The following is a 15,391-nucleotide window of genomic DNA, read 5'->3' as shown; positions in this document are numbered from 1 at the left end:
CCGATGTACGCCTTATGAGCGCCTGATTGGCTTCGCAATGCCTCGAAACATGGGGCGCAGACGAAAAAAAGGCAGCTTTCGCTGCCTTTTTTCGCTTCCAGCCTTCCCTGCTAATTACTTCTTTGCCGAAAATGCTGCGAACTTCTTGTTGAACTTCTCGACGCGGCCGGCCGTGTCCATGATCTTTTGCTGACCGGTGTAGAACGGATGCGATTCCGACGACACTTCGATCTTTGCCAGCGGGTACGTCTTGCCTTCGAACTCGCCGGTTTCGCGCGTGTTGATGGTCGAGCGTGTGATGAACTTGAAGTCATTCGACATGTCGACGAACAGCACTTCGCGGTAATTCGGGTGAATGCCTTCTTTCATGGTCTTTCCTTGGTATCTGTTGGTAGCCAGCCCACCCTGGTTGCGGGTTTTGCGCGTGCTTGTAGCTGAACTGTCAGCCGATCCCGCGAGCGCGAGCCACTTGCCTGAGGTCGAAAAAGGGCGATTATGCCAGAAAATCAGCCGTTTGGCATGTTTTCAGGGTGCCTGGACCCGACCTGCGGGGTTCTTCATTCCTGCCCGGGTGAGTTCGGTGCCCCCAGCGCTCCCACGCCCGCGGGGTCCTGGCGGTAATACCGCGCGAGCAAGCGATACAACTCCGGATATTCGCGCTCGAACGCCACCGGTTGCACGAACAGCGCCTCGCTACAGACGGCGAAAAACTCCGACGGATGGTCGGCGGCGTAGGGATCGATCAGCGATTCGCGTTCAAACCGGCCCCAGCGGCGCGGCGGAACGGCATCGACCCGAGCGCAGAAATGGTCGTAGGCGTGATCGAAAACGTCGTTCCACGCGTTGGAATCGAGCGGCGCGTGCCAGCGGCGAAAGAGCGGCGGATGGCCGTCCGCCTCACCGTTCAGCATGTCGATCTTGTGCGCGAATTCGTGGATGACGACGTTGTAGGCGTCCTCGCCGTCGGTCATCTGCGCGTCTTCCCACGACAACACAACGGGCCCGCCTTCCCACGCTTCGCCGCTCGCATCGTGCTCGATCTCGTGCACTACGCCGGCTTCGTCCTCCACGGTCTTGCGGATCACGAACTCGCCCGGATACACGATCACGCCGACCCAGCCGCGGTACAAGTCCAGGCTCAGATTCAGCACGGGCAGGCAGGCCTGCGCTGCGATGGCGACGATCATCGCGTCGGTGAGCGTCAGGTCGTGAGCGGTGGAAAACTCCTTTTCCGCGATAAAAAGCGTCGTGCATTCGCGCAGGCGGGCGCGTCCGTCGCCGTCCAGATGGCCGAAAAACGGCAGGCGATCGAGCGTGGTTTGCCAGAGCGTGTCGTCGATCGCGTGCTTGCGCAGCGCGCGTTCACGACGATTTCCGCTGATCAGCCGGGTCAGGAAATTGGCCATGAGGTCTGCCTCGTTCTCTCGACGTTCTCTCGAACTCAATCGATCTGTTTTTGCCAGAGGGCGAACGCACCGCCGCAAATCGCCACGCCCATCAGGAAATAAAAGCCGTCGAGCGAAGCCAGGAAGCTTGCTTGTTGCGCGACCGTGCGAGCGATGGTTGCCATAGCGAGCGCATGCGCGTCGACGGCTGAATGGCCCGCTGCCGCGAAGCCATTCGCCAGCGCATTCGCGGCGTTCTGAAACTCCGGATTGTACGGATTCACGGCTTCGGCGAGGCGCGACTGATGCAGCGCTTGCCGATGCTGCTGGACAATGATCACGGCTGCCGTGGCAAACGAGAGCGTCAACTGCCGCACGATATTCTTCAGCCTGTAGCCGTGCGTAAACTCCTCGATCTCGAAAATCCTGAACGTCAGGTTTGCCACTGGCAGCACGATGAACAGCAGCAACAGGCCCCGCAGCAGCATGGGCAGGATCAGGTCGCTTTGGGCCACGCCCGGCGACATGCGCGTCATCAGCCACCCAACCAGCGCCGCAATCGCGAAACCCGGCACGATGATCCATTTCTTGCGCTTCACGTACTTCGTATATCTGAAGTACAGAAATACCGCGGAACCCGATATCAGCGACGTGATGCCAACCATCCGGCCCGTGTTTTCGACCGGATAGCCGAGACCCTGTTCAAGGAATCGAGAGATCAGGTAGCTGAATCCTGTCGACTCGAAGTAATAGAACATATAGAGCAGGAGACCGACCTGGAACGAGCGCTCGCGCAGCGCGTGAAGGCGCACGAGCGGTGCGGGGTGATGCCATTGATGCCACGCAAACCAGGCGAGGGCGCTCATACCCGTGACGGTCAGCAGCACGAGCGCGGGCGACGTGCTGAAGTGCACGAAGCGCACTTGCTGCATCACGATCTGCAGTGCTCCCTGGGCAAACGCGAACAACAGATAGGGCCGGAAACTCGTTGCACTGCGTTCTTCCCGCACCACATTGCCCGAATCAGGCAGCGCAAGCATTGCCAGCACGGCAAATGCGAGCCCAGCGGGCGCGGTGCAGGCGAACAATGCCCGCCAGTCGAAATGCGATACCAGCCAGCCGCCAAGCAAGGGCGCAACCGCGCTGCTGCCCACAATCAGGATCAGGAACGCTCGCGTCGCGCCGGCGCGTTTTTGCGGCGTAAAGCTGACCTGGATCAGGATCCGGCACGCGCCCATCATCGGACCGATGAAATAGCCTTGCAGACCGCGCGTGAACATCAGTTGCAGCGAGGTTTCGGTGAGCGCCGACATCATTGCGCCGCATGCGTAAAGCAGCATGCAGCCGGCTACATAACGCCGGTGCCCGAGACGGTCCACCCACCATTGCTGTTGCAAAATGCCGAGCACGGCGGCGACCGCGTATGCACTCGACGACCACACGAGTTCATCCGGCGATGCATTGATGCCGCCGGCAATGTAGCTGGCGAAAAACGAAAAGATGGCGTTGTCGAAGTAATCCAGCCCGGTCACGAGCGCGAGCACCCACGGGAAAAAACCGCCGCGCAACCGCGCGACGGTGAACACCGGCGCCCGCGCACTCATTACTTCTTGCTCCCGGCCTTGGCGCTTGCTTTGGATCTTTGTTCGAGCAGCGCGTCGGCGGGCTGACCGGCGAGGCGCGCTTCCACGTAGTCCAGGTCGAGACGCAGTTCGGCGTGCACGGCTTGCGCTTCTTTCAGCTCGCGGCGCACGGACTCAATGCGGGTATCAATGGCGTCAAGCTGCTGCTGCAGGCCTTGGCGGATGTCCGCCAGCGATTCCGGCGAGTAGCGGTTCTGGCCCGCGGCGGTTTTCTCGAGCGGCCGCTTGAGCATTTCGATAATGCCGTGCAGCGAAAATCCCAGCGATCGCAGCCGCAAGATCCGCCCGAAGCGCTCCAGATCGTTTTCGTCGTATAGCCGATACCGCCCCTCGCTCCGGCTCGGCGTAACAAGACCGCGTTCTTCGTAGTATTTCAGCGTGCGGGGGGTGACGCCGAGTCGTTCGGCGGCGTCGCGTACGGTGAGCAGTTCGCTGGACATGGCGCTGGCCGATGGTTCTATCGGCGGATGATGATGTCCCGAAATTATAGATCAACATGAACGTGAACGTACACGTTACCAATTTCACTGCTCGTTTCGACAGACGAAAAAAAACCGCCCGCAAAGGCGGGCGGCTTTCATGTTTCGAACCAGCGCGTTGGATTAACTAAGTTGGATCAGCTACCGCCGCGGCGCATCAGGTCGAAGAATTCAGCGTTGTTCTTGGTCTGGCGAATCTTGTCGAGCAGGAATTCCATGGATTCGACTTCGTCCATGTCGTGAATGAACTTGCGCAGCACCCAGACTTTTTGCAGCAAGTCAGGTTTGATGAGCAATTCTTCGCGACGCGTGCCGGACTTGTTCAGGTTGATCGACGGATACACGCGCTTTTCTGCAAGGCGGCGTTCCAGGTGCACTTCCATGTTGCCGGTGCCCTTGAACTCTTCGTAGATCACGTCGTCCATGCGGCTGCCGGTTTCAATCAGCGCCGTGCCGATGATGGTCAGCGATCCGCCTTCCTCGATGTTACGAGCCGCGCCGAAGAAGCGCTTCGGCCGTTGCAGCGCATTTGCATCCACACCGCCGGTCAGCACCTTGCCCGAGGCCGGCACAACCGTGTTGTAGGCACGTGCCAGACGCGTGATGGAGTCCAGCAGAATCACGACGTCGTGTTTCATTTCGACCAGGCGCTTGGCCTTTTCGATCACCATTTCGGCGACTTGCACGTGGCGCGCGGCGGGTTCGTCAAAGGTGGAGGCGATCACTTCGCCGACCACCGAGCGCTGCATTTCCGTCACTTCTTCCGGCCGTTCGTCGATCAGCAGCACGAACAGCACGATGTCGGGGTGGTTCGATTTGATGGCATGCGCAATGTGCTGCAGCATCACGGTCTTGCCCGATTTCGGCGATGCCACCAGCAACCCGCGCTGACCCTTGCCGATAGGCGAGATCATGTCGATGATCCGGCCCGTCACGTTCTCTTCTCCGCGCATTTCGCGCTCGAGCGGCATTGGCTTGTTCGGATGCAGCGGCGTCAGGTTCTCGAACATGATCTTGTGCTTCGAGGCTTCCGGCGCCTGGCCGTTGACCTTGTCCACCTTGACGAGGGCAAAGTAGCGCTCGCCGTCTTTCGGCGTACGCACTTCACCTTCAATGGTGTCGCCGGTATGCAGATTGAAGCGGCGGATCTGCGACGGACTGATGTAGATGTCGTCTGTGCTGGCGAGATACGAGGTCTCGGGAGACCGGAGGAAGCCGAAGCCGTCCGGTAATACTTCGAGCGTGCCGTCGCCGAAAATCGTGTCGCCGGTCTTGGCGCGTTTTTTAAGAATCGCGAACATCAATTCCTGCTTGCGCAGTCGATTGGCGTTTTCGATCTCCAGGCCGTTGGCCATTTCGATCAATGCGGAGACGTGCTGAGACTTGAGCTCGGATAAATGCATACGGATTTCCCGCCAGGGAGAAGAGGTGCAACAGAGAATTTGGGAGGAGAAGTGAGCTGAACGCTCAAGGACCTAAACGTCTTGCCGTCTTACGAAACGTCTTGAACTCTTAGGATTCTAGCATAGCACATGCCGACAGGGCCTCGGGTGGCCGTGGCGGCAGTGTCATTCGTTCATGTTGTGGTCTCACAACATTTTATCGGAATCTCAGGTGCTGCTTCACATACTGCTTATTTCTTTTGCCACCTTACTTGTATTGCCTGATGCGATTCCACGCGACGCTTGCGTGCGGTCCGATGATGCCTGGATACGACCGGGTCAAACTCGGACACCGGTCGTGCCGCCGACATGCAACTGTTCCATGAGAGCCGGAAATACCGTTGCGGGTTTCCCGGCTTCATTTTCCAGCTTTAGATTTCCGGCTTTAGAAGCAGCCTCACGCTACAACTTCAAATCACAGGTTGCTGTCCAGGAACGCGGTCAGTTGCGACTTGGACAATGCGCCGACCTTCTGCGCGGCGACTGCACCATTCTTGAACAGGATCAGCGTGGGGATACCGCGCACGCCGAACTTGACCGGTGTCGATTGATGCTCGTCCACATTGATCTTCGCGATCTGGAGGCGGTCGCCGTAGTCCTTGGCCACTTCGTCGAGGATCGGAGCAATCATCTTGCAGGGACCGCACCATTCCGCCCAGAAATCGAGCAGGACGGGTTTATCCGATTTCGTGACGTCCTGGTCAAAGGATGCGTCGCTGATATGTTTGATCGATTCGCTCATTATGTGAATACCTCTATGAATTCGAGGCCCGCGTTTGAATGCTCGCCACGATACACCAAAACAGGAAATAGTTCGCCGCGCTGCGGGGTGTAGAGCCGCTCGCTTGGATGGGCGCGTACCGTTGCCGGAAAAGCCGCGTTCTGCCCTTCACACGGTATTTAACCGGTGCTTCAAATTGTCATCTTAGCTTACTTTGCTATCTGTTGCCGGGTACCGATAGGCCCCGTCTGGATGAACCTCCGACGTGCGATATCGCGGCGGATTCATATAGTCGGCATGAGCAAACGCTGCCGGCGCCACGCCGTGAATATTGCGATTGCGTGCCTGAATTGCAATAGCGCTCAGCTTTGGGTAGTGGGCGTGGCGATCCTTCTCTGATATGATTCTCCGTGACGGGCCTCCTCGCATGGTGGCGCGGTCAACCTGGTCAGGTCGGGAACGAAGCAGCCACAGCCGTTTTCTACCAGTGCCGAGGGTCGGGCTCGTCACCTTCGCTTTTTCTTCTTTGTGTTTGTCTGGTTGTTTCCAGCTTTTCGTCATACCTCCGTAGTTTCCCCAGGCCGCACTCCAAGCGCGCCATCGTTTTGTCCCTCGTTTCCAAGTTCTTGTGTTTCCCGGGTTCATGGCGTTCTCATGGAATCCTGTGAGCGTTCGCGTGTTTCATGCGCGCGCCTGCCACGTTTTTCGCTCTTGGAGAACCCATTTTGCCTGTGCGCGCGGCAGGTTCAGGCTTGCCGCTTCCATTGGCGTGCGCGGCAGGGGAAACGCTTTTGCCTCTTGACGTTGCTGATACAATTTCGGCATGACCTATCAAGTTCTCGCACGCAAGTGGCGGCCCAAATCTTTCGCTTCGCTCGTTGGCCAGGAGCACGTGGTACGCGCGCTCACGCACGCGCTCGGCGGCGGCCGTTTGCACCATGCCTATTTGTTCACCGGCACGCGCGGTGTCGGCAAGACAACGCTGTCGCGGATCTTCGCCAAGGCGCTCAACTGCGAGACCGGCGTGACGTCCACGCCGTGCGGCGTATGCCGGGCGTGCAAGGAGATCGATGAGGGACGGTTTGTCGATTACGTGGAGATGGACGCGGCCAGTAACCGTGGCGTGGACGAAATGGCCGCGCTGCTGGAACGTGCGGTGTACGCCCCGGTCGACGCGCGTTTCAAGGTCTACATGATCGACGAAGTGCACATGCTCACGAACCACGCGTTCAACGCCATGTTGAAGACGCTGGAAGAGCCGCCTGCGCACGTCAAGTTCATTCTGGCTACCACCGATCCCCAGAAGATCCCGGTCACCGTGCTGTCGCGCTGCCTGCAGTTCAATTTGAAGCAGATGCCGGCAGGGCAGATCGTCGGGCATCTGGAACATGTGCTCGGTGAAGAGCAGATCCCTTTCGAGCAGCAGGCGTTGCGGCTGTTGTCGCGTGCCGCTGACGGCAGCATGCGCGACGCGCTTTCGCTCACCGACCAGGCCATCGCATATTCGGCGAACCAGGTGACCGAGGAGGCCGTGCGCGGCATGCTCGGCGCGCTCGACCAGAGTTATCTGATCCGTTTGCTCGATACCCTCGCTGCCGGCGACGGGCAGGGTGTGCTTGGCATCGCGGACGAGATGGCGTTGCGCAGTTTGTCGTTTTCCACGGCGCTGCAGGATTTGGCCGGCCTGTTGCACCGGATCGCGTGGGCGCAGTTTGCGCCAGCTTCGGTGCTGGACGAATGGCCGGAGGCAACCGATATCCGTCGTTTCGCCGACTTGCTCAGTGCCGAGCACGTGCAACTGTTCTATCAGATCGCGACGATCGGGCGGGGCGAGCTGGGCCTGGCACCCGATGAATACGCCGGTTTCACCATGACCTTGTTGCGCATGCTTGCGTTCGAACCCGCCGGCGGACCGGGCGGGGGGGGCGGCGCTCGGATAAGGCCGGCGGTGATGGGCGCGTCGGGTACCGGCACGCGCGAATCGGCGCCGAGCGGTGTCGCGGCGGGCGGGTCGGCTATCGCGGCCGGGGGAACCGCGAAGCCAGTGGCGAATCGCGCAGCCGATGTCGCTTCGGCGCAAGCCGCCGTACCGGGTTCGGATCGCGCAAAAGGGCCGCTGTCGCAAGGTGTCGTATCCGAGCGCAGCGTGGCTGCGGATGGGAGCGATTCGGCATCGGTATCGGCCCCCCACGAGAGTCTTGCCGCGAGCGGTGCTGACAGCGCGGTGCAAAGCGTTGCAGTTGAGCCGGAGCCGGCTGCAAAGGCTCGCGTGATGGCGGAGTCCGATCAAACGGCTGCGGTTATCGATACCCCTGCCGTCTCATTGGACCGTGACAACGCAAACGATACAGCCGAAGCGAAGGTTGAAACGCCGACTGGCAAGCCGGAGGATACGGAAGCTGGCGCGGCGGATGTACAAAGCGCCTCGACGGCCATTTCCGCTGAACCAAGGTCGCCTGAAGCCATCGCGCCATCTGTCGATCGTTTAGATCCGCTGCCTTCCGCCATCACGCCTTCGTCAGGGGACCGCTCCGGTGCATCTGCGGATGAGGTATCAGCTTCGCCTGAGTCCGAACCCGATTCCAACCGGGCATCGCTTGCCGCTGCCGCTCAGGAACTCGTCGATCGCGCAGCTGCCGGCAGGGCGGAAAACCGGGCAGAAAACCAGACCACACCGTCAGTGGAAAAAATGGTCTCGCCTCGTGGAGCGGGCGGTGCTAGTGCCGCGCTCGATGTGCTGCGCAGCGCGGGCATGCGGGTATCGTCGGATCGCGTGGCACGTGCTCCTGAACCCGTGCGCAAACCCATCGCCCCGAAGGCGGGACCCACCGTACAGGTTCCGGTGCCGCGCAGGCCCGCTGCTTCGCCCGATAGAAGCGCCGCGCCCGCAGCAGGCGACTCGCGGGTCAACGGAACGCAGCAGGCTGCGAATGGCAATGATGCAAATGCGGGAGCCCAGCGCGGTGCCGCTGCTGGCAAGAGCAGCAGCGGCGCAACCCCTCCGTGGGAAGAAATGCCGCTGGACGACTATCAACCGGTGTCGTCGGACGAGGGTTATTTCATGCCCCCTGACGACGGCTTCATGCCGGCGTTCGACAGTGGCCCCGACGACCTGCGTTTTAACGATGCACCTGCTGCCAAGCCGGCGCCCAAGGTCGATGCACGTCCGCTGCCGCCCGCCGTCCCGCTCGACGTCATCGGTGTGAGCGGTGACTGGCCAACGCTGGCCGTGGATTTGCCGCTGAAGGGGATCGCTTACCAACTCGCGTTCAACAGCGAACTGACCGCGTGCGACGACACGTCCATCACCCTTGCGGTGCCGGTGCCGCAGTATGCCGAAAGCGCGCAGGTCGCGAAGCTGAAGGCCGCGTTAACCGATAAGCTTGGCCGGCCGATCGACGTGAACGTGAGTGTCGGTCCGGCGCGCCGCACGGCCGCTGCAGTCGATGCCGCCGCTCGCGCGCAGCGCCAGCAGGAGGCGGAACAGGAGATTACGCAGAACCCGTTCGTGCAGTCGCTGATCCGCGATTTTGGCGCGAGTATCGTGCAGGGTTCGATCAAGCCGATCGCATCGGGTAACGCGCAGGGCGGCCAGAACGCGGCATCGACGAACTGAGATTTGCACGAAGGCGAGGAACCCTCTTCAGCCGGACGGCTCGAACGAACACCGAAACACCCGCTGTAAAGTACCTAAAGCACGCAAGGCACAACCATCACCCCTTCACAGCCAGCGCGGACCCGAGCTGATTCCGAACCGCGCGGCACGCATTCATTCTCTTTACCCCGTTTCGAGCAAGGAGCCCGACCATGATGAAGAACCAACTCGCCGGCTTGATGAAGCAAGCTCAGCAGATGCAGGACAACATGAAGAAGATGCAGGACGAACTCGCCCTGGTCGAGGTGGAAGGACAATCCGGCGCCGGTCTCGTGAAGGTGACCATGACGTGCAAGAACGATGTCCGCCGCGTGTCGATCGACCCGAGCCTGCTCGCCGACGACAAGGACATGCTGGAAGACCTCGTCGCCGCTGCGTTCAACGACGCCGTGCGCAAAGCCGAAGCCACCACACAGGAAAAGATGAGCGGCATGACGGCCGGCATGCCTATGCCGCCGGGTTTCAAGCTGCCGTTCTAAGCACCTCAACCCTCAGAGCATAGGGGCCCCAAGCGCATGAAACAACCTTCCGCCTTGTCGGCGCTCGTCGAAGCGCTGCGCGCGCTGCCGGGCGTGGGTCCCAAGTCGGCGCAGCGCATGGCCTATCACCTGATGCAGCATGACCGGCCTGGCGCCGAAAAGCTCGGCCGCTCCCTGATGTTCGCGACCGAGCATCTGCAACACTGCGAGAAGTGCAACACGTTCACCGAGGCGGCAATCTGTGAAGTCTGCAGCGACCCTGAACGCGATCCTGAACTGCTCTGCGTGGTCGAAACGCCTGCCGACCAGATCATGCTCGAACAGACCTTGACGTATCGCGGACTGTATTTCGTGCTGATGGGACGGTTGAGTCCGCTAGATGGTATCGGGCCGAAAGAGATCCATTTCGATCGCCTGATCCAGCGCGCCACCGACGGGCTCGTAAAGGAAATCGTGCTCGCCACGAACTTCACGAACGAGGGCGAGGCGACCGCGCATTACCTCGCGCAGACGCTCAAGTCGAAGGGCCTGAAGGTCACACGCCTCGCGCGCGGCGTGCCGGTAGGCGGCGAACTCGAATACGTCGATGCCGGCACGATCGCGCGCGCCATGCTCGACCGGCGCTCCGTGTAGACAGCAGTTTGCAGACATCAGTTACACCGCAACAAGGCAATGACATGACCGAAGCAGAAGCATTGGCGCTCGCCACGCACCGGCATTACAAGGGCGGTTTATATCGCGTGATCGGTGTGGCGCGGCATTCAGAGACCGAAGAGTCGATGATCGTCTATGAACATCTCTGGCCGCACGATCACGGCCTGTGGGTGCGTCCGGCGGAATTGTTCAACGGCGCGCTGGCCGACGGTTCACCGCGCTTCAAGGCGCTCGATATTCCGCTGTAAAGGCTGTCTGGCGTTTCACGCTATCAAGCTATTTCAGGCCGCTGTGAAAACCGCTATGAAAACCCTAATGAAGGAGACAGCATGAGCGCTTCTACGGGACCGCTCGCCGGCGTCAAGGTGCTCGAACTCGGTACGCTGATCGCCGGGCCGTTCGCCGCGCGCTTCATGGGCGAGTTCGGCGCCGACGTGATCAAGATCGAAGATCCGAGCGGCGGCGATCCGCTGCGCAAATGGCGCAAGCTGTATCCGGAAGTGGGCGGAACATCGCTATGGTGGGCCGTCCAGGCGCGCAATAAAAAGTCGGTAACGGTTAATCTCAAGTCCCCCGAAGGCAAGGAAATCGTACGGCGGCTGGCGAAGCAGGCTGATATCGTCGTCGAGAATTTCCGGCCGGGCTTGCTCGAGAAACTCGGACTTGGCTATGAAGTGTTATCCGCCGAGAACCCCGGCCTCGTGATGGTGCGTCTGTCGGGCTACGGGCAGACCGGGCCGTATCGTGACCGGCCGGGATTCGGCGCGATCGCTGAGTCGATGGGCGGATTGCGTCACATCACCGGCTATCCGGACTTGCCGCCGCCGCGCATCGGCATTTCCATCGGCGACTCCATTGCCGCACTGCATGGCGTGATCGGCGCGTTGATGGCGCTGCACCATCGGCAAGCGAACGGCGGCAAGGGACAAGTAGTCGATGTCGCACTGTACGAAGCCGTGTTCAACATGATGGAAAGCGTAGTTCCCGAATATGGCGTGTACGGAATGGTGCGCGAGCGCACGGGGGCGTCGCTGCCGGGCATTGTGCCGTCGAATACGTATCCGTGCCGAGACGGCAGCATCGTGATTGGCGGCAACAGCGATCCGATCTTCAAACGGCTGATGCTCGCTATCGACCGTGAAGACCTGGCTAACGATCCCACGCTGGCATCGAACGACGGACGCGTGCCGCGCACGCGGGAAATTGACGACGCAATCCGCGTGTGGCTTTGCACCCGCTCCATAGACGAGGCGCTCGCCGTCCTGAACGCCGCGGATGTGCCCGCAGGCCGCATTTACAGCGTCGCCGATATGTTCACCGATCCGCAATACATCGCGCGGCAGATGATCCAGCATTTTCCCTGGCAGGACGGCCGGGAGATCGCGCTGCCGAACGTTACGCCAAAGTTGTCGGAGACGCCCGGCGAGACACGCTGGCTTGGCCCGCAACTTGGTGAACACACCGATGAAGTTCTGCAATCGCTCGGCTACGACGCCGATGAGATTGCGCGGCTGCGCGCGAACAACGCGATTTAGGCAGTCCTGTGCGCCTTGGCGATTCGCCAAATATGGAACTCGGCGCGCGGGGTGGGTCAGCAGTGGTCCTGTAAGCTGAATCTACCTTCGACATTGACACCGTGCCCGCCGACACTCTGGCGCCGGGCACCGCGCGATGAAGTGGCAGCTACGCACGGGCGATATCGAAAAGACGCGAGGGTCGGTGGGCGGCTTGAGAAGCGCTGTTCGTGCGCGCAGCCGTCCGTTACCGCCTCACAGCGTATCAAGGTTCGATCACGATTTTTCCTGACACGCGCCGGCTCGCCATGTCGTTCAATGCCTCGGCGGTCTGTTCAAGAGTGTAGCGCTTCGTGACGTGCGGCCGTACCCGGCCGTCCTTGATCCAGCCGAAAATCTGTTGCAACGCGGCGCTCGCCAGGTCGGGCTCGCGCTGGATATGCTGACCCCAGAACACGCCGACAATACTCGCGCCTTTCAGCAGCGCGAGGTTGAGCGGCAGCTTCGGAATCTCGCCATTCGCGAACCCAACCACAAGATACCGGCCGCGCCATCCTATGCTACGAAAAGCCGGTTCCGCGTACTCGCCGCCCACCGGGTCGTAGATGACGTCGGGCCCGTTCCCGTCCGTCAGCACCTTGATCCGTTCGCGCAGGTTTTCGCTCGTGTAGTCAATGACGGCGTCCGCGCCATGTTCCAGGCATAACGCGAGCTTTTCCGGACTCGATGCCGCCGCAATCACACGGGCCCCGAGCGCCTTGCCAATTTCCACCGCTGCCAACCCCACGCCGCCTGCCGCGCCCAGCACGAGCATGGTTTCGCCGGCCTTCAGCGCACCCCGGTCGACCACGGCGTGGTGCGACGTGCCGTACGCAAGCGTAATGGCGGCGGCGCTGGCGAAGTCGATGTCCTCGGGCAATGGCATACATGCCGCCTCGCTTGCCAGCGCCTGCTCGGCGAACGCGCCTTGCGCCGTGTACGCGGCAACCCGCATGCCGATCTTCAGCCGCTTGACGTCCGGACCCACGGCCCGCACCACGCCGGCGAATTCGGAGCCCGGCGTGAACGGCAATTCGGGTTTCATCTGGTACTTGTTCTGGATCACGAGCACATCAGGGAAATTCACGCTGGCGGCTCGGACGTCGATCGCTACCTGGCCGGCCCCGGGCTGGAGATCGGGCAGCGTTTCCAGGGCAAGGGACTCCGGTGGTCCGTACTGGTTGCATCGAATGGCGCGCATGGTGTCTCCGGGTGAAATTATCGTGATCTGGGAGTGTAGATCAGGGCTGCGCGAGTGTGCGCCTGCCTGCGCCGCGTTGGCCGAAAGGTCTATAGAACGCACGCAAATCATCCACTGCCACGCGCCGCAGCAGCCCATCAGGCCAAGTGCCCCGAGGGCGATCCGCGGGCCTTCCTTCCTCGGTTACAATCGTCGGATGCGAATCCTACTCAGTAACGACGACGGTTATCTGGCGCGTGGCCTCAACGTGCTGCACGCGGCCATGCAGCCGCTTGGCGAAGTGACGGTGATGGCGCCCGAGCAAAACTGCAGCGGCGCTTCGAACTCGCTGACGCTGTCGCGCCCGCTCATCATCCACACGGCGGCGAATGGTTTCAACTATGTGAACGGTACGCCAACGGACTCGGTGCACATCGCACTGACGGGCATGCTGGCCGAGCAGCCGGACCTGGTGGTATCGGGTATCAACAACGGCCAGAACATGGGCGAGGACACGCTGTATTCCGGCACTGTCGCCGCCGCCACGGAAGGGTTCATGTTCGGCGTGCCGGCCATCGCGTTTTCGCTGGTCGGGCGCGACTGGCTGCATCTGGAAGACGCAGCGCGGGTGGCGGCGGACATCGTCGCGCATTATCTCGCGCACCCCATGCCCGGCCATCCGCTGCTTAATGTGAACATTCCGAGTCTGCCGTATGACGAGATGGGCGAGTGGCGCATTACACGGCTCGGCAAACGTCATCCATCGCAGCCGGTCATTCGGCAAATCGATCCGCGCGGCAATCCGATCTGGTGGATCGGGCCGTCCGGTGACGCGCTCGACGCAAGCGAAGGCACAGATTTCCACGCGGTGGCGAACGGGCATATCTCCATCACGCCGCTGCAACTCGATCTAACTCACACCAAGCTGCTGCCTGCCACGCGCGAGTGGGCCGAGGCGCGGAGCCGCAGTTCATGACGGACGACCGCGCGAAACGCTTTCCGCTGGCGCTCGCCGATCTGGTGCGCGAGCCACGCAAGGCAACTGCGCGTCCCGATGCAGGAGCCAAGCCGGGCTTGAAACCAGCATTGAAGGCCATTTCGGGCGGCGGCGGTTTGAAACCTGCATCAACTATGCACAAGGCCGCTGCAGCCGCGCCGAAACTGGCGGGCGGCAAGGCAGTAAAACCGGCTAACGGCACGCATTCCGGCATGAACGCGAGCAAGGCGGCGAAACCTGAATCAATTGCGCTCGCGGGTAACACGGCGGCGCGCGGCGTGGCGGGGAGTCCGGCTGCTGCAACGGGCGATCGGCATCGCTCGTCTGCAAGATTGCATGCTGCGTCGAAACCTTCCACGGTCATCGCGCATCATCAGCCCGGCGCGCTGCGTTCGGGCGTGCGTCCGAACGAAACGCGCGATCTTCAGCCAAAGTTAAAGACACATCTGAAGCCGGATGCGAAGTCACAACCGGCAAAGTCACCGGCGCCGCAGCCCGAGGTCAGGCCGAACGCCGTCCGAAAGGCTGCATCCCAGGCGGGGCAGCCAAGCACGCACGCGCTGACATCGGAACGAGTGCGGGAGCGCATGGTCGAACGGCTGCGGGCGAATGGCATTACGGACGCCCGCGTGCTTGCCGCCATGGCCGCGGTGCCGCGCCATATGTTCGTCGATCCCGGTCTTGCCGCGCAGGCTTATGAGGATGCTGCGCTGCCGATCGGTCATCATCAGACTATCTCGAAGCCGTCGGTGGTCGCGCGGATGATCGAGCTGGTCGCGGCCGGACGTACGCTCAAGAATGTGCTGGAAATCGGCACGGGCTGCGGGTATCAGGCGGCCGTGCTCTCGCAGGTGGCAACCGACGTGTATTCCATCGAACGTATCCGGCCGTTATCCGAACGAGCAAAGCTGAACCTGCGGCCGTTACGCGTGCCGAACATCCGCCTGCATTACGGCGATGGCCGTCTCGGACTGCCGGCGGTCGCGCCGTTCGACGCCATTGTGATTGCTTGTGCCGGACTCGACGTTCCGCAGGCGTTGCTCGATCAACTCGCTGTAGGCGGCAGACTTGTAGCGCCCGTCGGGTCCCAGACGGCGCAAGCGCAGATACTGACGCTCGTCGAGCGCGTTTCGCCCACTCAATGGCGCGAGTCGCAGCTCGATCGGGTTTTCTTTGTACCCTTAAAATCCGGAGTGATTTAAC

General features: G+C 61.4%; 14 protein-coding genes and 1 other RNA gene. 8 read left to right on the top strand and 7 right to left on the bottom strand.

The genetic code is table 11. The features are described 5' to 3' along the window. Positions 1 to 114: 114 nt before the first annotated feature. From ABH944_RS03835 to trxA, 6 genes are all read right to left on the bottom strand, one after another. Complete coding sequence (locus ABH944_RS03835) at positions 115 to 369, bottom strand: type B 50S ribosomal protein L31 (protein ID WP_050380378.1); 255 nt, start codon at positions 367 to 369, stop codon at positions 115 to 117. Between the two features lie 188 nt (positions 370 to 557). Then, positions 558 to 1,406 (bottom strand): M90 family metallopeptidase, encoded by an 849-nt coding sequence (locus tag ABH944_RS03830; protein WP_404604514.1) that lies wholly within the window; start codon positions 1,404 to 1,406, stop codon positions 558 to 560. Positions 1,407 to 1,441: 35 nt separating this feature from the next. Continuing rightward, positions 1,442 to 2,989, bottom strand: coding sequence for an MFS transporter (locus tag ABH944_RS03825; protein ID WP_404604515.1), 1,548 nt, complete (start codon positions 2,987 to 2,989; stop codon positions 1,442 to 1,444). After that, positions 2,989 to 3,468, bottom strand: a complete 480-nt coding sequence (locus ABH944_RS03820) for a MerR family transcriptional regulator (RefSeq protein WP_404604516.1) — start codon at positions 3,466 to 3,468, stop codon at positions 2,989 to 2,991. The genes ABH944_RS03825 and ABH944_RS03820 overlap by 1 nt, the downstream gene beginning before the upstream one ends. A gap of 176 nt (positions 3,469 to 3,644) precedes the next feature. Beyond that, complete coding sequence (gene rho / locus ABH944_RS03815; protein ID WP_031356444.1) at positions 3,645 to 4,910, bottom strand: transcription termination factor Rho; 1,266 nt, start codon at positions 4,908 to 4,910, stop codon at positions 3,645 to 3,647. 454 nt (positions 4,911 to 5,364) lie between these two features. Next, positions 5,365 to 5,691, bottom strand: a complete 327-nt coding sequence (trxA, locus tag ABH944_RS03810; protein WP_031356443.1) for a thioredoxin TrxA — start codon at positions 5,689 to 5,691, stop codon at positions 5,365 to 5,367. A 391-nt stretch (positions 5,692 to 6,082) separates the two neighbouring features. Here trxA and ffs point away from each other — a divergent pair. From ffs to ABH944_RS03780, 6 genes are all read left to right on the top strand, one after another. Further along, positions 6,083 to 6,181: signal recognition particle sRNA small type (ffs, locus tag ABH944_RS03805), an RNA gene on the top strand. 312 nt (positions 6,182 to 6,493) lie between these two features. Continuing rightward, entirely contained in the window at positions 6,494 to 9,286 is a 2,793-nt protein-coding gene (locus tag ABH944_RS03800) for a DNA polymerase III subunit gamma/tau (RefSeq protein WP_404604517.1), read from the top strand. A gap of 191 nt (positions 9,287 to 9,477) precedes the next feature. Continuing rightward, positions 9,478 to 9,804 carry a YbaB/EbfC family nucleoid-associated protein gene (locus ABH944_RS03795; RefSeq protein WP_031356441.1) on the top strand — a complete coding sequence of 109 codons (327 nt, stop codon included), beginning with the start codon at positions 9,478 to 9,480 and terminating at the stop codon, positions 9,802 to 9,804. Between the two features lie 36 nt (positions 9,805 to 9,840). Next, on the top strand, positions 9,841 to 10,437 hold the full coding sequence (recR, locus tag ABH944_RS03790) for a recombination mediator RecR (protein ID WP_097263478.1): 597 nt from the start codon (positions 9,841 to 9,843) through the stop codon (positions 10,435 to 10,437). A 44-nt stretch (positions 10,438 to 10,481) separates the two neighbouring features. Next, positions 10,482 to 10,706 (top strand): DUF1653 domain-containing protein, encoded by a 225-nt coding sequence (locus tag ABH944_RS03785; RefSeq protein ID WP_404604518.1) that lies wholly within the window; start codon positions 10,482 to 10,484, stop codon positions 10,704 to 10,706. Positions 10,707 to 10,787: 81 nt separating this feature from the next. Then, on the top strand, positions 10,788 to 11,993 hold the full coding sequence (locus tag ABH944_RS03780) for a CaiB/BaiF CoA transferase family protein (protein ID WP_404604519.1): 1,206 nt from the start codon (positions 10,788 to 10,790) through the stop codon (positions 11,991 to 11,993). A gap of 244 nt (positions 11,994 to 12,237) precedes the next feature. Here the strand turns inward: ABH944_RS03780 and ABH944_RS03775 are convergent, their stop codons facing one another. After that, positions 12,238 to 13,212 carry an NADPH:quinone oxidoreductase family protein gene (locus tag ABH944_RS03775; RefSeq protein WP_404604520.1) on the bottom strand — a complete coding sequence of 325 codons (975 nt, stop codon included), beginning with the start codon at positions 13,210 to 13,212 and terminating at the stop codon, positions 12,238 to 12,240. Between the two features lie 196 nt (positions 13,213 to 13,408). Here ABH944_RS03775 and surE point away from each other — a divergent pair, with 196 nt between their 5' ends. Then, positions 13,409 to 14,167: a 5'/3'-nucleotidase SurE gene (gene surE / locus ABH944_RS03770; protein WP_404604521.1), complete on the top strand. Its 759-nt coding sequence runs from the start codon at positions 13,409 to 13,411 to the stop codon at positions 14,165 to 14,167. A gap of 155 nt (positions 14,168 to 14,322) precedes the next feature. Then, positions 14,323 to 15,390 carry a protein-L-isoaspartate(D-aspartate) O-methyltransferase gene (locus tag ABH944_RS03765; RefSeq protein WP_472975127.1) on the top strand — a complete coding sequence of 356 codons (1,068 nt, stop codon included), beginning with the start codon at positions 14,323 to 14,325 and terminating at the stop codon, positions 15,388 to 15,390. Position 15,391: the final 1 nt, after the last annotated feature.

The sequence above is a fragment of the Caballeronia udeis genome, from assembly GCF_044909315.1.
GTDB classification, from domain to species: Bacteria; Pseudomonadota; Gammaproteobacteria; order Burkholderiales; family Burkholderiaceae; genus Caballeronia; species Caballeronia udeis_A.
This window is presented reverse-complemented; position numbering and strand designations above follow the sequence as displayed.